Origin of the sequence: Saccharothrix hoggarensis (assembly GCF_042678885.1) — a bacterium.
Taxonomy (GTDB): domain Bacteria; phylum Actinomycetota; class Actinomycetes; order Mycobacteriales; family Pseudonocardiaceae; genus Actinosynnema; species Actinosynnema hoggarensis.
In genome coordinates, this window is the sequence record NZ_JBHTLK010000021.1 from 31988 (window position 1) to 51723 (window position 19736).

Sequence of the window (19736 nt, forward strand, 5' to 3'; positions counted from 1 at the left end):
CCGTCCTCACACCGGGGGCGGCCCCGCGCCGCTGTCCACGGGCAGGCGTCCACCGGTCGTGACGGGGTCACATGCCTTCGAGGGCTTCCCGGAACGGCAGCATCTTGGCGTGCGCCTCGCGCACCTCGGAGTCCGGGTCGGACTCGGCCACCAGCCCGCAGCCGGCGAACAGGCGGGCCGTGCGGCCGTCCACCTGCGCGCACCGCAACGCGATGCCCAGCTCGCCGTCGCCGTTGCCGTCGATCCAGCCGACCGGGCCGGAGTAGCGGCCCCGGTCCATGCCCTCCAGCTCCTCGATGACCGCGATGGCGTCGAGGCGGGGCGTGCCGCCGACCGCGGCCGTGGGGTGCAGCGCCGCGCCCAGCGCGAGCAGCGACGGCGTGCCGCTCAGCTCGCCGATCACGTCGCTGGACAGGTGCGAGACGTTCGGCAGGCGCAGCACCGACGGGCCGTCGACCGACATGGTCGCGCAGAACGGTCGCAAGGTCTCCACCAGCGACGTCACCGCGTACTCGTGCTCGTCGCGGTTCTTGCCGGACGACAGCAGCGCGGCGGCCAGCTCGTCGTCGGACATGCCGTCGTGCGGCCACGTCGTGCCCGCGAGCACGCGGGAGTCGACGACGGACCCGCTGCGCCGCAGCAGCAGCTCGGGGGTCGCGCCGATCAGGCCGTCCACGGCGTACACCCAGCACTCGGGGTACCGCCGGGCCAGGCCCTCCAGCACGAACCGGTGGTCGATGCCGACGTCGGCGACGGCGAGCAGGTCGTGCGCGAGGACCACCTTGTCCAGCTCGCCGGCCCGCATCCGGTCGACGGCGGTGCGCACGGCCTCGCGGTAGCCCGTGACGGACACCTGCCCATCGGCGTACTTCACCTCGGACGGCCGGCGGATCGGCTGCACGCGGCGCGCGCCGCTGCCGCCGATGGTGGTCAGCCACGTGCGCCCGTTCCGGCGGCCCACCACGACCTCCGGCACGACCAGCACCGAGTGGCCGGGGCGGTCCGAGAACGCCATGCTGACGAACGCGACCGGGCCCGTGCCCGGCACGCCCACCTCGTCGTCCACGTCGAGGTCGTCGGTGAAGTCGCGCCACCAGCGGTCGGCGTCGGCGAACCGGTCCGGCCCCGACACCTCGAAGCGGGCCGCCTCACCCCACCCGACCAGGCCCGATCCGTCCCTGACCCAGCTCAGCGCGCCGGTCGGTGCGGGCAGCCTGCCCAGCAGGTCGTCGCCCGCGACGCGCCTGGTGTGCACGCGCAGCCGCTGTCGGGTCCGCGAGGCAGGAGCTGAGGTCACCCGTCGAGGGTATGGACTCATCGCTGAGATCCGGAGCGGAGGCCGCCCTAGACTCCTCAGTTGTGGTGGACGACGCAGTGCGGACGGGTGCCCGCCCGAGGGTTCGGCTCCTGCTCAGCCGGTCGTTGCCGGTGCTCGGCGCGGTCGTGACGCTGATCGGGGTGATCCTGCTCGCGGCGTGCTGGCGCGACGACCTGATGATCGAGAAGCGGCTGGGCAAGGCGACCGCCGAGGTGGTGTCCGTCTCGTTCCAGCGCACGGTGGTGCGCTTCGCGACCGCGGACGGCGCGGTGCACAGCCCGCAGCAGGGCGTGCTGTACCCGGAAGGGCTGGAGCCCGGCCAGCTGGTGCGCATCGAGTACGACACGGCCGACCCGGAGGTGGCGCGGGTGGCCGGTCGGACGGCCGTGCTGGCGCTGCTGCCGATCGGCACGTTCCTGCTCGCCGTGTGGGCGGTGCTGTTGCCGCTGGTCTGGTGGCTGCGCCGACGGTTGTGAGCCCGCCCGCCACCGGTGCGAGCCCGTCCGGCCACCGGTTGTGACAGTTCTCCTCAAAATCGGCCTTCAGGTGTAACATCGGGTGCATGGACCTGGAGGAACGGTTCGAGCGCACCGTCGCGTCCGAGCAGCGCGTCGAGCCGCGGGACTGGATGCCCGACGGCTACCGCAGGACGTTGATCCGGCAGATCGCGCAGCACGCGCACTCCGAGATCATCGGCATGCAGCCGGAGGGCAACTGGATCAGCCGCGCGCCGTCGCTGCGCCGCAAGGCGATCCTGCTGGCGAAGGTCCAGGACGAGGCCGGGCACGGCCTGTACCTGTACTCCGCCGCCGAGACGCTGGGCGCCGACCGCGGCGACCTGACCGGGAAGCTGATCGCGGGCAAGCAGAAGTACTCCTCGATCTTCAACTACCCGACCCTGTCCTACGCCGACGTCGGCGTGATCGGCTGGCTCGTGGACGGCGCCGCGATCTGCAACCAGGTGCCGCTGTGCCGCACGTCCTACGGGCCGTACGCGCGGGCGATGATCCGCATCTGCAAGGAGGAGTCCTTCCACCAGCGGCAGGGCTACGAGCTGCTGATGACGATGATGGCCGGCACCGACGCCCAGCGCGCGATGGTGCAGGAGTCCGTGAACCGCTGGTGGTGGCCGTCGCTGATGATGTTCGGCCCGCCGGACGCCGAGTCGTCCAACACCGAGCAGTCCATGAAGTGGCGCATCAAGCGCAACACCAACGACGAGCTGCGGCAGAAGTTCGTCGACATGACCGTGCCGCAGGCGGAGAAGCTGGGCGTGACGCTGCCCGACCCGGAGCTGAGGTGGAACGCCGAGCGCGGCCACCACGACTTCGGCCGGCCCGACTGGGACGAGTTCTGGCAGGTCGTCGGCGGCAACGGGCCGACGAACGCGCAGCGCGTCGCGCACCGGCGCAAGGCGCACGAGGACGGCGAGTGGGTCCGCGCCGCCGCCGAGGCGCACGCCGCGAAGCGCGCGGCCCAGGGGCAGGAAGGTGCGGCATGAGCTCGTCGTGGCCGTTGTGGGAAGTGTTCGTGCGCGGCAAGCGCGGGTTGAACCACGTGCACGTCGGGTCGCTGCACGCGCCGGACGCCGAGATGGCCGTCCGCAACGCGCGTGACGTGTACACCCGGCGCAACGAGGGCGTGTCGATCTGGGTGGTGCCCGCGGCCGCGATCACCGCGTCGTCGCCGGACGAGAAGGACCCGTTCTTCGAGCCGAGCGGCGACAAGGTGTACCGGCACCCCACGTTCTACGAGATCCCCGAGGACGTGCCGCACCTATGAGCTTCGACAACGCGTACGAGTCCCTGATCGACCACGAGGACACGCACTGGGCGTTCGGCACCGGGTTCTCGGAGGCGCTGGCCGGCGTCGACCGCGACGTGCCCGACGTGGACCGCGCCGACCTCGCCGCGTACTGCCTGATGCTCGGCGACGACGCGCTGGTCCTGTCCCAGCGGCTGGCCGAGTGGTGCTCCCGCGCGCCCGAGCTCGAAGAGGACGTCGCGCTGGCCAACATCGCGCTCGACCTGCTCGGCCAGGCCCGGCTGCTGCTGACCAGGGCGGGCGAGGTCGAGGGCGCGGGCCGGGACGAGGACGCGCTGGCGTACCTGCGCGACGAGCGCGACTTCCGCAACGTGCACCTGGCGGAGATCGAGTGCGGGCCGTTCGCCGGCGGCGACTTCGCCACCACGATGGCGCGCCTGCTGGTCTTCTCGTCGTGGAAGGTCGCCCAGTTCTCGCGGCTGCGGACGAGCGCGGACCCCGTGCTGGCGGCCGTCGCGGCCAAGGGCCTGAAGGAACTGGCCTACCACCGCGACCACGCGGCGCAGTGGGTCGTGCGGCTCGGCGACGGGACCGAGGAGTCCCACCGGCGGATGCGCGCCGGGCTGGAGCGGGTGTGGCCGTTCCTCGACGAGCTGTTCGCCACGCACCCCGTCGAGTCGCGGCTGCCCGGCGTGGCCGTGACGTCCGCCGAGCTGCGATCCGAGGTGGACGACGTGCTGGACGCCGTGCTGTCGGCGGCGGGCCTGCCGCGGCCGGCCGACGTGCCCGCGGCGCGCGTCAACGGGCTGGCCGGGCGCGACGGCGTGCACACCGAGGCGTTCGGCTACCTGCTGGCCGAGATGCAGCACCTGCACCGGTCGCTGCCGGGGGCGAAGTGGTAGCCGGGACGGGCACCGCGTTCGAGGTCGCGGCGAGCGTCCGCGACCCGGAGCTGCCCGTGCTGACGCTGGCCGACCTCGGCGTGCTGCGCGACGTCACCGAGGAGGACGGGCGGGTGTCGGTGACGATCACGCCCACCTACTCGGGGTGCCCCGCGCTGGACGAGATGGGCGCCGACCTGCGGCGTTCGCTGCTGCGGGCCGGGTTCACGTCGGTCGACGTGCGGCTGTCGCTGTCACCCGCGTGGACCACGGACTGGATCACCGAGGACGGCCGCCGCAAGCTGCGGGAGGCGGGCATCGCGCCGCCGTCCCGGCTCGGCCCGCGCCCGGCCGGCCCCGTGCCGCTGAACCTGACCCCGCCGTCGCGGCGGGTGGCGTGCCCGCGCTGCGGGTCGCACCGCACGTCCGAGGTGTCCCGGTTCGGGTCCACGGCGTGCAAGGCGCTGCGCCGGTGCGCGGACTGCGCCGAGCCGTTCGAGCACGTGAAGGAGATCTGATGGCGCGGCCGGTGTTCCACAAGCTGACCGTCGCGTCGGTCGAGCAGCTGTGCTCGGACGCCGTCGCGGTGACGTTCGACGTGCCGCCGGCGCTGGCCGCGGAGTTCGCCTTCAAGCCCGGCCAGTACCTGACCCTGCGCAACGGCGACGAGCGCCGGTCGTACTCGATCTGCGCGCCCGAGGGCGGCCCGCTGCGGATCGGCGTGCGGAAGGTCGACGGCGGGCTGTTCTCGTCCCTGCTGGTGGACCGGGTGCAGCGCGGCGACGTGCTCGAAGTCCTGCCGCCCCTGGGCAACTTCACGCCGTCCGGCGGGGCGCACCACGGGCTGGTCGTCGCCGGGTCCGGCATCACGCCGGCGCTGTCGATCGCCGCGTCCGTGCTGGCGTCCGGGGCGCGCGTGACGCTGCTCTACGGCAACCGGCGCGCGGACACGGTGATGTTCGCCGAGGAGCTGGCGGACCTGAAGGACCGGTACCCGGCGCGGTTCCAGCTCGTGCACGTGCTGTCGCGCGAGCCGCGTGACGTCGAGCTGTTCACCGGCCGGCTGGACGCGGACAAGCTGCGGGCGCTGTTCGCCTCGGTCGTGCCGTGGGCCGACGTCGACCAGTGGTGGCTGTGCGGGCCGTACGGGATGGTGCGCGACGCGAAGGCCGTGCTGGAGGGCCTGGGCGTGCCCGCGACGTCCGTGCACCACGAGCTGTTCTACGTGGACGAGCCGCCGCCCCCGCCGCGCCGTGCGGCCGAGTCGTCCACCGCGTCCGCGACCGCCACCGTGATCCTCGACGGCCGGACCACCGTCGTGCCGCTGCCGGCGGACGTGCCGATCCTCGACGCGGCGCAGCGGGTGCGGGCCGACCTGCCGTTCGCGTGCAAGGGCGGGGTCTGCGGGACGTGCCGGGCGCTGGTCGTGTCCGGCGAGGTGGAGATGCGGCGCAACTACGCGCTGGAGCCGCGCGAGGTCGAGGCCGGGTTCGTGCTGACGTGCCAGTCCTTGGCGGCGAGTTCCGCGGTAACCGTCGATTTCGACGCCTGATCTGGCACATTGTGCACATGGGACGGGCGGCGCTGTTGGGCTTCCTCATCGGCACGGTGCTGATGACGGTCCTGATCGCGGCCGGCGTGTCGACGTCGGACCCCGACCCGCGCGGCGTCGCCGAGCTGTTCGGCGTCTTCATCGCGTCCACCATCTTCGGCGTGGTCATGGGCGGGCTGCCCGGCACGCTCGTCGGCCTCGTCGTCGGCGCCGTCCGCCGCCGCGGCCGGCCGGGCCTGCCCCCGCCACCCCACCTGTCCCACCCGCTGCCCCCGCCTCCGCCCCGCGCGAACGACCGCTGGTCGGCGATGGTGGGCCGGTGCGAGCTGTCCGTGCAGCGGGTCCGCGCGGCCGTGACCACCGTGCCCCCGTCCCCGGCGCGGGACTGGCTGGAGCGGATCGCGGCGCAGTTCGACGGCGAGCTGCCGGGCGTCCGCCGGATAGCCGACCTGGGCCGCGCCCTGGCCGCCGACCAGAACCACCCGGTGGCCCACCGCCTGGCCGCCGCGGTCCGCGACTTCACCGCCTTCGAGGACGAGGTGGGCCGGGTGGCCCTCCAAGTCCTGGACCGCCCGACCCTCGACGCGGTCCGCACGCACCTGGAAGTGCTGGAACAGCAACTACCCCACCTGGGCGCCGTGTAAGCCGAACGCAGCAGCGCGTTGGTCCTTTGGGATCATCTCGCCATGTGGCACGCATTCCTGGACGAGTCCCGCCGTGGTTCCACGTACCTCGTCGCGGTGGTGGTCGTTCACGGACGTGACTGCAACGAGGCTCGTGCGGCGATGCGTCGGCTGACCAAGCCGGGGCAGCGACGGGTCCACTTCAACGACGAGAGCGACCGCCGTCGCCGTGAACTCCTCGCCCGGATCGCGGATATCGGCCTGCGGAGCCGCGTCTGGCACTGCCGTGAAGGCCACGACGTGGCGGCGCGACAGGTGTGCCTCAGCGCGGTTGTGCCGAAGATGATCGACCTGGGCGTGTCCCGGTTGGTGCTGGAGAGCTGCCAGCACCAGGACGCCAAGGACCGCAAGACGCTGGCGGAAGCCGTGCGCAAGGCGGGCGGACGGTTGAGCTACGAGCACTTCCGGCCGACCGAGGACGCGCTGCTGTGGGTGAGCGACGCGGTGGCGTGGTGCTACGGCGCGGGTGGCGAGTGGCGGCGACGCGTCGGCGTGCTCCTCGACGACGTCACGGATGTGAACCGGTCCTAGACAGCGCGAAACCCGGCAACCGGTCGTCCGGCCGGTGAACCGGGTCCACTTCCAAGCCCTACTGGGCCTGGCGGGACCGACTTTACTAGAGGTTGATCGTGTGCGGCAAACGGACCAATGAGCTCATGCCCGCGGGGCCGGGCGGGCGCACGTCCTCCGAACAGCGCGAAGCCCGGCAACCCACCGTCCGGAGGGTGAACCGGGCTCACTTCCGACGCCTACGGGCCTCGGCGGACGGCAGCATGTTGTGCCGTCGCCGAGTCGGGCAAACGGACTAGCGCGCCGTCGACGCCTGCCACCAGCCCAGCACTTCCTCCGCCACCTCCGGCATCGCCACCAGCAGGCCGTCCACCGGCAACGGGTCGTCCTCGCCCCTCCGGTCCAGGACGGCGGCGCCCGACTCGACCGCCAGCGCCACCGCGCCGGCCACGTCCCACTCGTGGTAGCTGTGGAGGACGGCCGCGGCGGCGTGGCCGAGGGCCACCTGGGCCACGGCGAGGGCCTTGGAGCCCAGGACGCGGACGCCGGTGCCGGTGGTCGCCGCGCGGGAGATGAACTCGCCCATGCCGGGCCACGGGCCGGTCCGCGTCATCTCCGTGCACACGATCGAGCTGATCGCCTGCCCGCCGAGCTTCACCGGCGTGCCGTTCGCCCGCATCCCGCGCCCCCGCGCGGCGGCGTAGATCTGGGCCCGGTACGGGTCCGCGACGACGCCCACGACCGGCCCCCAGCGGTCGACCAGGGCCAGGCTGTACGCGCACCACGGCACGCCGGCCACGTAGTTCGCCGTGCCGTCGACCGGGTCGACGACCCACCGGAACTCGACGTCGCCGGCGACGTCCTCGTCCACGTTCTCGCAGAACACGGGGATGTCGGGGAACTCGGCGGTGAGCACGCGCCGGGTGTGCCGCTCCAGCGTCCGGTCCGTGTCGGTGACCCAGTCGAACGGCGACGCCTCGTCATCGGACCGGGCGCCCCGCCCCGCGGTCGCCATGATGACGTCGGACGCGTCGTTGGCGAGTCGGCCCGCTATCTCCAGCGCGATCGACACCAGGCCGGGATCGACGGGCTGCGCGGGTCGGGACGACAAGACGGTCATGCCGCCCTAGTGTCACCGCACCGAGTGACCGCGACACGTACACGAGGTGAAGCCACGGCCAACGTCAACGGCGACGCGAGGAGTTGGCCGGCCGTTCGCCGACCTGTCACGCCGCCGTGTCCTTGGCACCGCAAGGTGATCGGCGTGCGCGTAGCGATCGTCACCGAGAGCTTCCTGCCCCAGGTCAACGGGGTCACCAACTCCGTCGTCCGCGTCCTGGAGCACCTCCGGGCGCACGGTCACCAGGCGCTGGTCGTGGCCCCCGGCGCGGGCGCCGACGACCACTTCGGCACCCCGGTGGTCCGGGTGCCCGCCGTGGACCTGCCGCGGTTCAGCTCGCTGCCGGTGGGCGTGCCGACGCGCAGGGTGCTGACCGCGCTGGCCGACTTCCGCCCGGACGTGGTGCACCTGGCCAGCCCGTTCGTGATGGGCGCGCGGGGACTGTCGGCGGCACGGCGGCTGGGCGTCCCGACGGTCGCGGTCTACCAGACGGACGTCGCCGGGTTCGCCGGCCACTTCGGCCTGGGCCTCACCGCCCGCGCCGCCTGGCGGTGGACGCGCCGGCTGCACGCCCAGGCGGACCGCACGCTGGCGCCGTCGAGCTGGGCCGTGGCGGCGTTGGAGGAGCACGGCGTGCCGCGCGTGCACCGGTGGGGGCGCGGGGTGGATGTCGACCTGTTCCACCCGCGCCGACGGGACGACGCGTTGCGCGCCGAACTCGCGCCGGGCGGCGAGCTGCTCGTCGGGTACGTGGGCCGGCTGTCGCCGGAGAAGCGGGTGGACCGGCTGGCCGCGCTGAGGGACCTGCCGGGCGTGCGGCTGGTGCTGGTCGGCGAGGGGCCGGAGGAGGCGCAGCTGCGCCGCGACCTGCCGGGCGCGGCGTTCCTCGGGTTCAAGACCGGCACGGACCTCGCCACCGCCTACGCGAGCCTCGACGTGTTCGTCCACACCGGCCCGCACGAGACGTTCTGCCAGGCCGTGCAGGAGGCGTTGGCCAGCGGCGTGCCGGTGGTCGCGCCGGACGCGGGCGGCCCGCGCGACCTGGTGCAGCCCAACACCGGCTACCTGTTCGGCGACGACGAGCAGCTGCGCCGGGCGGTGGTCGAGCTGGCCGACCCGCTGCGCCGCCGCCAGTACGGCCAGGCGGCCCGGCGCTGGGTGCGCGGCCGCACGTGGTCGGCGGTGTGCGACGAACTCCTCGGCCACTACGCGGCCGTCCTCGACGTGCCGTTGCGCCGTGCCGCATGAGACCGGGCAGGCATGAGACCGGGCAGGCATGAGACCGGGCTGGCATGAGGACCGGGCGAGCACCAGGGGACCGGCAGGCATGAGGATCGGGCGCGCATGAGGATCGTCCAGCTGGCCAACTTCTACGGCCCGCGCTCCGGTGGCCTGCGCACGGCGCTGCACCACCTCGGCGGCGGGTACGCGGCGCACGGGCACGAGGTGACGCTGGTCGTCCCCGGCCCCGCGCACGCCGACGAGGCGCTGGCGCCCGGCGTCCGCCGCATTACCTTGCCCGCCCCGCGCATCCCCGGCACCGGCGGCTACCGCGCGGTGGACCCGTGGCGCGTCCGGACGCTCCTCGACCGCCTGGAGCCCGACCGGCTGGAGGTGTCGGACCGGCTCACGCTGCGCGGCATGGGCCGGTGGGCGGCGGCACGCGGGGTGCCGAGCGTGGTCATCTCGCACGAGCGGCTGGACCGGCTGCTGGAGCAGTTCCTGCTGCCGAAGGCGTTCGCGCGGCGGGGCGCGGACTGGGCGAACGCCCGGATGGCCGCCTCCTACGACACGGTGGTGTGCACGACGGAGTTCGCGCGGGAGGAGTTCGACCGGATCGGCGCGCGCAACGTCGCCCGCGTGCCGCTGGGGGTGGATCTGCGGACGTTCACCCCGGCCCGGCACGACCGCTCGCTCAGGGCGGACCTGGCGCGGGGCGCGGACGCGCTGCTCGTGCACTGCGGCCGGCTCTCGCCGGAGAAGCACGTCGAGCGCAGCGTGGACACGGCGGCGGCGCTGCACGCGGCGGGGCACAACGTGCGGCTGGTCATCGCGGGGGACGGGCCGCGGCGCGAGGCGCTGGAACGGCGGGCCGCCGGGCTGCCGGTGACGTTCCTCGGGTTCGTCGGCCGGCGGACCGAGGTCGCGGACCTGCTCGCCACGGCGGACGTGTCGCTCGCGCCCGGCCCGCACGAGACGTTCGGCCTGGCGGCCTTGGAAGCGCTCGCCTCCGGCACGCCGGTGGTCGTCTCGGCGTCGTCGGCGCTGAAGGAGATCGTCCGGCCGGGGTGCGGCGCCGCCGTGGAGGCCCACGCGCCGGAGTTCGCGGGCGCCGTGAGCGCCTTGCTGGACGACCCGGAGCCGGCCCGCCGCTCGGCCGCCCGCGCGCGGGCCGAGGAGTACCCGTGGCAGGCCGCCGTGGACGGCATGCTGGCCGCCCTGAAGGTCTCCTAGGCAGGTCAGGCAGGGTGTTCGCCGGCCGCGGGCGGACGGAATGCCGCTCACAGGTCGCGTCCCTTACCCTTCCCCCATGTCGCGTGCAGGTCTGGACAAGAACCCCCGCGAGGTCGCCGAGATGTTCGACGGCGTGGCCAAGGGCTACGACCGCACGAACTCCGTCATGACACTGGGGTTCGACCGGCGCTGGCGGGAGTGGAGCAGGCGCGTCCTGGACGCGCGGCCCGGCGAGAAGGTGCTCGACCTCGCCGCCGGCACGGCCGTCTCGACGGTCGAGTACGCCGCCTCGGGCGCGTGGTGCGTGGCGGCCGACTTCTCCCTGGGCATGCTCCAGGGCGGCGCGCACCGCGCGGTGCCGAAGGTCGCCGCCGACGCCCTGCGGCTGCCGTTCGCGGACAACGCCTTCGACGCCGTGACGGTGTCGTTCGGGCTGCGCAACTTCAACGACACCGAGGCCGCGCTGCGCGAGATGGCGCGCGTGGTGCGACCCGGCGGCCGGCTCGTGGTGTGCGAGGTGTCCACGCCGACGTTCCGCCCGTTCCGGTTCGTCTACATGCGGTACCTGCTGCGCCTCCTGCCGTTCATCGCCAAGGTCGTGTCCTCGAACCCGGTCGCCTACCAGTACCTCGCCGAGTCCATGCGCACGTGGCCGGACCAGCGGGCGCTCGGCGAGATCGTGGCGCGCGCCGGCTGGGAGGACGTGGCCTGGATGAACCTCACCGGCGGCATGGTCGCGCTGCACCGCGGCACCAAGCCCGCCTGAGCCCGCCCGGGCGCGGGGCGCACCGGAGCCGACGGGGAGCCGACCGGAGTCGACCCCGAAGCCGCCCGAACTGGCCCCGAACCGGCCTGGACGCACGTGTTCCCACCGGCCCCCGCCGCCGGCGGCCACGCGTCGAGCCTGCTCAGCGGCAACCCTCAGCAGCCCGCAAGTAGACTCGCCGTGGACTTTGTGAACACGGGCACAAGGAGCGGGGATGACGACTCCCAGCCGCCGCAAGGCAGGCGAGGACGCCGAGGTGATCGTGGTCGGTGCGGGCCCGGCGGGCTCGACCGCGGCCACCTACCTGGCACGCGCGGGCCTGGACGTGGTGCTGCTGGAGAAGAGCGCCTTCCCCCGCGAGAAGGTCTGCGGCGACGGCCTGACCCCGCGCGGGGTCAAGCAGCTCATCGACCTCGGCATCGACACCCGCGAGGAGGCCGGCTGGCTGCACAACCGCGGCCTGCGGGTGGTCGGCGGCGGCGTGACGCTGGAGCTGGACTGGCCGGAGCTGGCGACGTTCCCGCCCTACGGCGTGGTCCGGCCCCGCCAGGACTTCGACGAGATGCTGGCGAAGACGGCCGTGCAGGCGGGCGCCCGGCTGCACGAGCGGACCACCGTCACCGGCGCGGTCGTGGAGCACGGCCGGGTCGTCGGCGTCACCGCCAAGCAGGGCCCGGACAAGACCGAGGTGACGTTCCGCGCGCCGCTGGTCCTGGCCTGCGACGGCGTGTCCGCGCGGCTCGCGCTCAGCGTCGGCATCCAGAAGGACGACGCGAAGCCGATGGGCGTCGCGGTCCGCCGCTACTACGCGAGCCCGCGCACCAAGGACGACTACCTGGAGTCGCACCTGGAGCTGTGGGACCGGGCGAACGACGTGCTGCTGCCCGGCTACGGCTGGATCTTCGGCATGGGCGACGGAACTGTGAACGTCGGCCTCGGCATCCTCAGCACCTCCAAGGCCTACGGGACCACGGATTACCGAGCGCTCCTCAAGAGCTGGCTCGACGGCACGCCCGAGGAGTGGGGCTTCCGCGAGGAGAACGCCACCGGCAAGATCGGCGGCGCGGCCCTGCCCATGGGCCTCAACCGCAAGCCGCACTACCGCGACGGCCTGCTGCTGGTCGGCGACGCGGGCGGCATGGTGAACCCGTTCAACGGCGAGGGCATCGGCTACGCCATGGAGTCGGCGCGGATCGCCGCCGAGACCGTCGTGCAGGCCCTGGCCCGCCAGGGCGCGAGCCGGGAACGCGCGCTGCGCGGCTACCCCGTGCGCATCGAGCAGGCCCTGGGCAGCTACTACCGGCTCGGCAACATCTTCAGCAAGCTCATCGGCAACCCGGTGATCATGCGCACCGCGACCAAGTACGGGTTGCCGAGGAAGACCCTGATGAGGCTGGTCCTGAAGCTGCTGGCGGGGCTTTACGACCCGAAGGACGGCGACTCGTTCGACCGCATCATCACGGCGGCCACAAAGCTCGCCCCAACGGCCTAAACGGGCTCCTCTAACCGACGCAGCGCCGACCTGGGGGTCGGCGCTGTTTCGTTTCCGGTGTGGCCCCGTTCACGCACCGGTCGGTCAACTGTTGATCTGCACCGTAAAAGACCAGGTCAGCGCCTATGACGGGGGTGCCCGTCACGCCTCTGTGTGACGTTCTACACTGACCCTCAGGTCTTGTGAATCAGTTCACAACCGGCTGAGATGCCTTGTGAAGTGTTTCACAAGCGACCTGCGGATTGTTAGGCGCGCCTAACCTCCGGAGGCGGCAAGAACACCCTTTAGGGTGCGCAACGGTCGGCGGTGCACCACCACCGCGACGCGAGGAAAGGACGACGGAGAGTGCTGGACCCTTACCTCCCCCTCGTATTGATGTTCGCCCTCGCCGCGGCCTTCGCGCTGTTCTCGGTGACGGCCGCGCCGTACATCGGACCCCGCCGCTACAACCGCGCGAAGCTCGACGCCTACGAGTGCGGCATCGAGCCGTCGCCGCAACCCGTGGTGGGCGGTGGCCGCATGCCGGTCGCCTACTACCTCACGGCGATGCTGTTCATCCTGTTCGACATCGAAATGGTGTTCCTCTACCCCTTCGCGGTCTCCGCGGACCGGCTCGGGCTGTTCGGCCTGGTGGAGATCGCCCTGTTCGTCGCGACGGTCGGCTTCGCGTACGCCTACGTGTGGCGTCGCGGCGGCCTCGACTGGAACTGAGGGGGAAGACCAGTGGGTCTCGAAGAGAAGCTCCCGAACGGCATCCTGCTCGCCAGCGTGGAGAAGCTGGTCAACTGGACCCGCAAGTCCTCGCTGTGGCCCGCCACGTTCGGCCTGGCGTGCTGCGCGATCGAGATGATGACCACCGGCGGCCCGCGCTACGACCTCGCGCGGTTCGGCATGGAGGTCTTCCGCGCCTCGCCGCGCCAGGCGGACCTGATGATCGTCGCGGGCCGGGTGACCAACAAGATGGCCCCGGTGCTGCGGCAGATCTACGACCAGATGCCCGAGCCGCGCTGGGTGCTGGCCATGGGTGTGTGCGCCTCCAGCGGCGGCATGTTCAACAACTACGCCGTCGTGCAGGGCGTGGACCACGTCGTGCCGGTCGACATGTACCTGCCGGGCTGCCCGCCGCGGCCGGAGATGCTGATCGACGCGATCCTCAAGATCCACGCGAAGATCATGGACGAGCCGCTGGGGGCGACCCGGGCCGCGGCGCTGGCCGAGTCGGGCCGGACCACGGACCTGATCCCGTCCTCCCAGCGCTTTGCGAAGAAGTGAGCGGCATGGCAGACGAGACCGGCCCTGACAAGAACGAGGTCGAGAAGACCCCCGGCGCCGACACCCCGCAGGGCGGCGGCCAACCGGAGGCGCTCAGCTCGGCGAGCATGAACGAGGCCGACCACGAGGAGCACCTCGCGCGCGGCGGCCTCGTCGCGGGCAAGGCCCGGCAGGGCATGTTCGGCATCTCCGGCTCCGGCGACACCTCCGGCTTCGGCGGGCTGCGGCTGCCCGCCCACGTCGCCGCGCCGTCCGAGCGGCCCTACGGCGGCTGGTTCGACGAGGTCGCCGACGAGCTGCTGGGCGCGATCCGCGAGCGCGGACTGCCCGCCGACACCGTCCAGCAGATCACCGTCGACCGCGACGAGATCACCTTCTACCTGCGCCGGGAGAACCTGGTCGAGGTGGCGCGCATCCTGCGCGACGACCCGGCGCTGCGGTTCGAGCTGTGCAGCTCGGTGTCCGGCGTGGACTACGGCGTCGACGTGCCGCAGCGGCTGCACTCCGTCTACCACCTGACGTCGATGACCTACCGCCGGCGCATCCGGCTGGAGGTCGCGGTCGACGTGGACGACGCGCACATCCCCAGCCTGGTCTCGGTCTACCCGACCGCGGACTGGCAGGAGCGCGAGGCCTGGGACATGTTCGGCATCGTCTACGACGGCCACCCGGGGCTGACCCGGATCCTCATGCCGGACGACTGGGACGGCCACCCGCAGCGCAAGGACTACCCGCTCGGCGGCATCCCGGTGGAGTACAAGGGCGCGGAGATCCCCCCGCCAGACCAGAGGCGGTCCTACTCATGACCGAACGGCTTTCCGACGTGACCACGGGCACCGACACCAGTGCCGCCGGCCGCGACAGCGACTCGTACGACGCCAACGAGCGCGCCGCGAACCCCGACGCGTACGCCGGCTCCCGCCAGACCACCGAGGGCACCGTCTACACGGTGACCGGCGGCGACTGGGACGAGGTGCTGGCCGAGGCGGCGGGCGACGAGCGCATCGTCATGAACCTGGGCCCGCAGCACCCGTCGACGCACGGCGTGCTGCGCCTGGTGCTGGAGCTGGAGGGCGAGACCGTCACCCAGGCCCGCAGCGTCATCGGCTACCTGCACACCGGCATCGAGAAGAACGTCGAGTACCGCAACTGGACCCAGGGCGTCACGTTCGTGACGCGCATGGACTACCTGGCCCCGCTGCACAACGAGGCCGCGTACTGCATGGCGGTCGAGAAGCTGCTCGGCGTCACGGTCCCGCAGCGGGCGCAGACGATCCGCGTGCTGCTCATGGAGCTGAACCGGATCAGCTCGCACCTGGTGGCGCTGGCCACCGGCGGCATGGAGCTGGGCGCGCTGACCGGCATGACCGCGGGCTTCCGCGAGCGCGAAGAGGTCCTGCACCTGCTGGAGTTCCTGACCGGCCTGCGGATGAACCACGCGTTCATCCGCCCCGGCGGCCTGGCCCAGGACCTGCCGGAGGGCGCCGAGCAGCGCATCAAGGACTTCATCAAGGTGATGGACTCCCGGCTGCCGGACTACGACAAGCTGCTCACCGGCCAGCCGATCTGGCGCAACCGCCTCGCGGGCGTCGGCTACCTGCCGGTGGACGCGTGCCTCGCGCTCGGCATCACCGGCCCGATCCTGCGGTCCGCCGGCCTGCCGTGGGACCTGCGCAAGGTCCAGCCCTACAGCGGATACGAGAACTACGAGTTCGACGTCCCCACGTCGAACGCCGCCGACTCGTACGCCCGCTACCTGCTGCGGCTGGAGGAGATCCACCAGTCGCTGCGGATCGTCCGGCAGGCCGTGGACAACCTCGTACCAGGCCCGGTCATGGTGGAGGACGCCAAGATCGCGTGGCCCGCGAAGCTGACCATCGGCTCCGACGGCATGGGCAACTCGCTGGAGCACGTCCGCAAGATCATGGGCCAGTCGATGGAGTCCCTGATCCACCACTTCAAGCTGGTCACCGAGGGCTTCGCGGTGCCGGCGGGCCAGGTGTACGTGCCGATCGAGTCGCCGCGCGGCGAGCTGGGCTACCACGTCGTGTCCGACGGCGGCACCCGGCCGATGCGCGTGCACGTGCGCGAACCCAGCTTCGTGAACCTCCAGTCGATGCCCGCGATGTGCGAAGGCGGCATGGTCGCCGACGTCATCGCGTCGGTGGCCTCTATCGACCCGGTGATGGGTGGTTGTGACCGATGAGCACTTCCGAAGAGGTCTACGCGGCCTCGCCGCTGGACCCCGTCGAGACGCAGCGCCTGGTGACCGAAAGCCCGGTCGACACGAGCGTCTTCGACCAGGCGACCGTGGACCGGGCGCGGGCGATCATCGCCCGCTACCCGCAGGCCCGGTCGGCGCTGCTGCCGATGCTGCACCTGGTGCAGTCGGTCGAGGGGTACGTCAGCCAGGCCGGCATCACGTTCTGCGCCGACCAGCTCGACCTCAGCAACGCCGAGGTCAGCGCGGTCGCGACGTTCTACACCATGTACAAGCGCCGCCCGTGCGGCGAGCACCTGGTGAGCGTCTGCACGAACACGCTGTGCGCGGCGCTCGGCGGTGATGCGATCTACGCCAAGCTCAAGGACCACCTGAAGGTCGGCCACGAGGAGACCGCGGGCGAGCCGGGCACGCCGGGCTCGATCACGCTGGAGCACGCCGAGTGCCTGGCCGCGTGCGACCTCGCCCCGGTGCTCCAGGTCAACTACGAGTACTTCGACAACCAGACGCCGGACGGCGCGCTGGAGCTGGTGAAGTCCCTGCAGGCGGGGGAGAAGCCGCACCCGACGCGCGGCGCGCCGCTGACCGACTTCCGGCAGGCGGAGCTGCAGCTCGCCGGGTTCTTCGAGGGCCGGGACGCGGACCTCGACGGGCCGTCGGCCGCGCCGGAGACGGTGCGCGGGGCCAAGATCGCCGCGGAGCACGGGTGGACCGCGCCGGCCATGCCGGAGCACGCGGAGTTCCCGCCGCTGCCGGAGAAGAAGTAGGTAGGGGAGCTGACGATGGTCGACAACCTGACTCCCGTCCTGACGAAGCGCTGGCTGTCACCGCGCTCGTGGACGCTGAAGACCTACGAGCAGCTGGAGGGGTACACGGCGCTGCGCAAGGCGCTCAAGGCACACCCGGACCAGCTGATCCAGCAGTGCAAGGACTCCGGGCTGCGCGGTCGTGGCGGCGCGGGCTTCCCCACCGGCATGAAGTGGGGCTTCATCCCGCAGAACGACGGCAAGCCGCACTACCTCGTCATCAACGCCGACGAGGGCGAGCCGGGCACCTGCAAGGACATCCCGCTGATGATGGCGGACCCGCACTCGCTGATCGAGGGCATCATCATCACCTCGTACGCGATCCGGGCGAACTTCGCCGCGATCTACGTGCGCGGCGAGGTGCTGCACGTGATCCGCCGGCTGCACGCGGCCGTGCGCGAGGCGTACGAGGCCGGGTACCTGGGCAAGGACATCCTCGGCTCGGGCTTCGACCTCGACGTCGTCGTCCACGCGGGCGCGGGCGCGTACATCTGCGGCGAGGAGACGGCGCTGCTGGACTCGCTGGAGGGCAAGCGCGGCCAGCCCCGGTTGAAGCCGCCGTTCCCGGCCACCGCGGGTCTGTACGCGTCGCCGACCGTGGTGAACAACGTCGAGACGATCGCCAGCGTGCCGTACATCGTCAACGGCGGCGCGGACTGGTTCCGCACCATGGGCCGCGAGCGCTCGCCCGGCCCGAAGATCTTCTCCCTGTCCGGCCACGTGGAGCGCCCCGGCCAGTACGAGGCCCCGATGGGCATCACGCTGCGGGAGCTGCTGGACCTGGCGGGCGGCATGAAGGACGGCATCCCGCTGAAGTTCTGGACGCCGGGCGGCTCGTCCACCCCGCTGTTCACCGCGGACCACCTGGACGTGCCGCTGGACTTCGAGGGCGCGGCCGAGGCGGGCTCCATGCTCGGCACCACCGCGTTGCAGATCTTCAACGAGACGGTGTCCGTGCCGTGGGCCGTCATGAAGTGGACCGAGTTCTACAAGCACGAGTCGTGCGGCAAGTGCACGCCGTGCCGCGAGGGCACGTACTGGCTCGTCCAGATCCTCCAGCGGATGGTGCGCGGCGAGGGCACGGCCAGTGACATCGACACGCTGCTGGACGTCTGCGACAACATCCTGGGCCGCTCGTTCTGCGCCCTGGGCGACGGCGCGGTCAGCCCGATCACCAGCGGCATCAAGTACTTCAAGCACGAGTTCCTGGCCCTGTGCGACCAGAACTCGAAGAATCAGACGGGCACCGTGCTGGCGGGAGCAAGCGCATGACGATCGCGCCTGAACAGAAGGCCGAGCTGGTGGTCCCCGAGGGCCACGTCAAGCTCGTCATCGACGGCGTGGAGGTCGTCGCGCCCAAGGGCGAGCTGCTGATCCGCACCGCGGAGCGGCTCGGCACCGTCATCCCCCGGTTCTGCGACCACCCGCTGCTGGAGCCCGCGGGCGCCTGCCGGCAGTGCCTGGTCGAGGTGGAGATGGGCGGCCGGCCCATGCCGAAGCCGCAGGCGTCCTGCACCATGACGGTCGCCGACGGCATGGTGGTGAAGACCCAGCTGACCTCGCCGGTGGCGGACAAGGCGCAGCAGGGCGTGATGGAGCTGCTGCTCATCAACCACCCGCTGGACTGCCCGATCTGCGACAAGGGCGGCGAGTGCCCGTTGCAGAACCAGGCGCTGGCGCACGGCCGGTCCGACTCGCGGTTCCACGAGCACAAGCGGACGTTCCCGAAGCCGATCCCGATCAGCACCGAGGTGCTGCTCGACCGCGAGCGGTGCGTGCTGTGCCAGCGCTGCACCCGGTTCTCCGCGCAGATCGCCGGCGACCCGTTCATCGAGCTGCTGGAGCGCGGCGCGCAGCAGCAGGTCGGCGTGGCGCAGGAGAAGCCGTTCCAGTCGTACTTCTCCGGCAACACCATCCAGATCTGCCCGGTGGGCGCGCTGACCAGCGCCGCGTACCGGTTCCGCGCCCGGCCGTTCGACCTGGTGTCGACGCCCGGCGTGTGCGAGCACTGCTCGTCCGGTTGCGCGACGCGCACCGACTGGCGGCGCGGCAAGGTCCAGCGCCGCCTGGCGGCCGACGACCCGCAGGTCAACGAGGAGTGGACCTGCGACAAGGGCCGCTTCGCGTTCACCTACGCCACCGCCGAGGACCGCGTCCGCCGCCCGCTGGTGCGCGACCGGGCCACCGGCGAGCTGCGCGAGTCGTCGTGGACCGAGGCGCTGCGGTACGCCGCCGAGGGCCTGGCGAAGGCGCGCGACGGCAAGGGCGTCGGCGTGCTGGCCGGTGGCCGGCTCACCGTCGAGGACGCCTACGCGTACTCGAAGTTCGCCCGGATCGCGTTGCGCACCAACGACGTCGACTTCCGCGCCCGCGCCCACTCGGCGGAGGAGCTGGAGTTCCTGACCAGCGCCGTCCTCGGCACGAACCCCGACAACGGCGGCGTGACGTACGCGGGCATCGAGTCCGCGCCCGCCGCGCTGCTGGTCGCGTTCGAGCCGGAGGAGGAGTCGCCGATCGTGTTCCTGCGGCTGCGCAAGGCGGCCCGCAAGAACCGGACGAAGGTCTTCCACCTGGGCCAGTTCACCTCGCCCGCGGTGGAGAAGACGAACGGCGTGCTGCTGGCGTGCGTGCCCGGCGGCGAGCCCGCCGCGCTGAACGCGCTGCCCGAGCACGCCGCCGACGTGGTGGACGAGCTGGCCAAGCCGGGTTCGGTGATCCTGGTCGGTGAGCGCGCCGCGGAGGTTCCCGGCCTGTTCTCGGCGGTCGCCGCGCTGGCCGCGCGGACCGGGGCCAAGGTCGCCTGGATCCCGCGGCGCGCCGGTGAGCGGGGCGCGCTGGAGACGGGCCTGCTGCCGACGTTGCTGCCGGGCGGTCGCCTGGTGGGCGACGCGGCGGCC

At 72.2% G+C, this 19736-nt stretch carries 21 protein-coding genes; 19 read left to right on the plus strand and 2 right to left on the minus strand.

The window, feature by feature from the left end:
• Positions 1 to 67 precede the first annotated feature (67 nt).
• A complete protein-coding gene (locus ACFQ3T_RS07000) occupies positions 68 to 1297 on the minus strand; it encodes an isochorismate synthase (protein ID WP_380721352.1) in 1230 nt (409 codons plus the stop codon).
• 62 nt (positions 1298 to 1359) lie between these two features.
• Here ACFQ3T_RS07000 and ACFQ3T_RS07005 point away from each other — a divergent pair, with 62 nt between their 5' ends.
• The 8 genes from ACFQ3T_RS07005 to ACFQ3T_RS07040 all read left to right on the plus strand — a co-directional run bounded on the left by ACFQ3T_RS07005 (position 1360) and on the right by ACFQ3T_RS07040 (position 6729).
• Positions 1360 to 1794: a DUF3592 domain-containing protein gene (locus tag ACFQ3T_RS07005; protein WP_380721355.1), complete on the plus strand. Its 435-nt coding sequence runs from the start codon at positions 1360 to 1362 to the stop codon at positions 1792 to 1794.
• 86 nt (positions 1795 to 1880) lie between these two features.
• Positions 1881 to 2819: a 1,2-phenylacetyl-CoA epoxidase subunit PaaA gene (gene paaA / locus ACFQ3T_RS07010; protein WP_380721357.1), complete on the plus strand. Its 939-nt coding sequence runs from the start codon at positions 1881 to 1883 to the stop codon at positions 2817 to 2819.
• On the plus strand, positions 2816 to 3100 hold the full coding sequence (paaB, locus tag ACFQ3T_RS07015) for a 1,2-phenylacetyl-CoA epoxidase subunit PaaB (RefSeq protein WP_106616896.1): 285 nt from the start codon (positions 2816 to 2818) through the stop codon (positions 3098 to 3100). The genes paaA and paaB overlap by 4 nt, the downstream gene beginning before the upstream one ends.
• A complete protein-coding gene (gene paaC / locus ACFQ3T_RS07020; RefSeq protein ID WP_380721360.1) occupies positions 3097 to 3984 on the plus strand; it encodes a 1,2-phenylacetyl-CoA epoxidase subunit PaaC in 888 nt (295 codons plus the stop codon). The genes paaB and paaC overlap by 4 nt, the downstream gene beginning before the upstream one ends.
• Positions 3978 to 4481, plus strand: a complete 504-nt coding sequence (paaD, locus tag ACFQ3T_RS07025; RefSeq protein WP_380721363.1) for a 1,2-phenylacetyl-CoA epoxidase subunit PaaD — start codon at positions 3978 to 3980, stop codon at positions 4479 to 4481. The genes paaC and paaD overlap by 7 nt, the downstream gene beginning before the upstream one ends.
• The gene (paaE, locus tag ACFQ3T_RS07030; protein WP_380721366.1) at positions 4481 to 5515 is read left to right on the plus strand and encodes a 1,2-phenylacetyl-CoA epoxidase subunit PaaE; all 1035 of its coding nucleotides are present in this window, start codon (positions 4481 to 4483) and stop codon (positions 5513 to 5515) included. The genes paaD and paaE overlap by 1 nt, the downstream gene beginning before the upstream one ends.
• 17 nt (positions 5516 to 5532) lie before the next feature.
• Positions 5533 to 6159 carry a hypothetical protein gene (locus ACFQ3T_RS07035; protein ID WP_380721369.1) on the plus strand — a complete coding sequence of 209 codons (627 nt, stop codon included), beginning with the start codon at positions 5533 to 5535 and terminating at the stop codon, positions 6157 to 6159.
• Positions 6160 to 6201: 42 nt separating this feature from the next.
• On the plus strand, positions 6202 to 6729 hold the full coding sequence (locus ACFQ3T_RS07040) for a hypothetical protein (RefSeq protein WP_380721372.1): 528 nt from the start codon (positions 6202 to 6204) through the stop codon (positions 6727 to 6729).
• Positions 6730 to 7003: 274 nt separating this feature from the next.
• Here the strand turns inward: ACFQ3T_RS07040 and ACFQ3T_RS07045 are convergent, their stop codons facing one another.
• Positions 7004 to 7828 (minus strand): inositol monophosphatase family protein, encoded by an 825-nt coding sequence (locus tag ACFQ3T_RS07045; protein ID WP_380721375.1) that lies wholly within the window; start codon positions 7826 to 7828, stop codon positions 7004 to 7006.
• 144 nt (positions 7829 to 7972) lie between these two features.
• Between ACFQ3T_RS07045 and ACFQ3T_RS07050 the strand changes: the two genes are divergently transcribed.
• The 11 genes from ACFQ3T_RS07050 to ACFQ3T_RS07100 all read left to right on the plus strand — a co-directional run.
• The gene (locus tag ACFQ3T_RS07050; protein ID WP_380721378.1) at positions 7973 to 9076 is read left to right on the plus strand and encodes a glycosyltransferase family 4 protein; all 1104 of its coding nucleotides are present in this window, start codon (positions 7973 to 7975) and stop codon (positions 9074 to 9076) included.
• Positions 9077 to 9172: 96 nt separating this feature from the next.
• Positions 9173 to 10282: a glycosyltransferase family 4 protein gene (locus tag ACFQ3T_RS07055; protein ID WP_380721381.1), complete on the plus strand. Its 1110-nt coding sequence runs from the start codon at positions 9173 to 9175 to the stop codon at positions 10280 to 10282.
• Between the two features lie 76 nt (positions 10283 to 10358).
• On the plus strand, positions 10359 to 11048 hold the full coding sequence (locus tag ACFQ3T_RS07060) for a demethylmenaquinone methyltransferase (protein ID WP_380721384.1): 690 nt from the start codon (positions 10359 to 10361) through the stop codon (positions 11046 to 11048).
• A gap of 214 nt (positions 11049 to 11262) precedes the next feature.
• The gene (locus ACFQ3T_RS07065) at positions 11263 to 12540 is read left to right on the plus strand and encodes a geranylgeranyl reductase family protein (protein WP_380721387.1); all 1278 of its coding nucleotides are present in this window, start codon (positions 11263 to 11265) and stop codon (positions 12538 to 12540) included.
• A gap of 345 nt (positions 12541 to 12885) precedes the next feature.
• Positions 12886 to 13251 (plus strand): NADH-quinone oxidoreductase subunit A, encoded by a 366-nt coding sequence (locus ACFQ3T_RS07070; RefSeq protein ID WP_033428518.1) that lies wholly within the window; start codon positions 12886 to 12888, stop codon positions 13249 to 13251.
• A gap of 12 nt (positions 13252 to 13263) precedes the next feature.
• Positions 13264 to 13812 carry a NuoB/complex I 20 kDa subunit family protein gene (locus tag ACFQ3T_RS07075; protein WP_106616888.1) on the plus strand — a complete coding sequence of 183 codons (549 nt, stop codon included), beginning with the start codon at positions 13264 to 13266 and terminating at the stop codon, positions 13810 to 13812.
• 107 nt (positions 13813 to 13919) lie between these two features.
• Positions 13920 to 14618 carry an NADH-quinone oxidoreductase subunit C gene (locus tag ACFQ3T_RS07080; protein WP_380721405.1) on the plus strand — a complete coding sequence of 233 codons (699 nt, stop codon included), beginning with the start codon at positions 13920 to 13922 and terminating at the stop codon, positions 14616 to 14618.
• On the plus strand, positions 14615 to 16018 hold the full coding sequence (locus ACFQ3T_RS07085) for an NADH-quinone oxidoreductase subunit D (RefSeq protein WP_380721391.1): 1404 nt from the start codon (positions 14615 to 14617) through the stop codon (positions 16016 to 16018). Before ACFQ3T_RS07080 ends, ACFQ3T_RS07085 begins: the two co-directional genes overlap by 4 nt.
• A complete protein-coding gene (gene nuoE / locus ACFQ3T_RS07090) occupies positions 16015 to 16800 on the plus strand; it encodes an NADH-quinone oxidoreductase subunit NuoE (RefSeq protein WP_380721393.1) in 786 nt (261 codons plus the stop codon). Before ACFQ3T_RS07085 ends, nuoE begins: the two co-directional genes overlap by 4 nt.
• A 15-nt stretch (positions 16801 to 16815) precedes the next feature.
• The gene (nuoF, locus tag ACFQ3T_RS07095; protein ID WP_380721396.1) at positions 16816 to 18111 is read left to right on the plus strand and encodes an NADH-quinone oxidoreductase subunit NuoF; all 1296 of its coding nucleotides are present in this window, start codon (positions 16816 to 16818) and stop codon (positions 18109 to 18111) included.
• Positions 18108 to 19736, plus strand: a 1629-nt coding sequence (locus ACFQ3T_RS07100; protein ID WP_380721399.1) for an NADH-quinone oxidoreductase subunit G, incomplete at its 3' end; no start/stop codon positions are given. The genes nuoF and ACFQ3T_RS07100, both read left to right, overlap by 4 nt.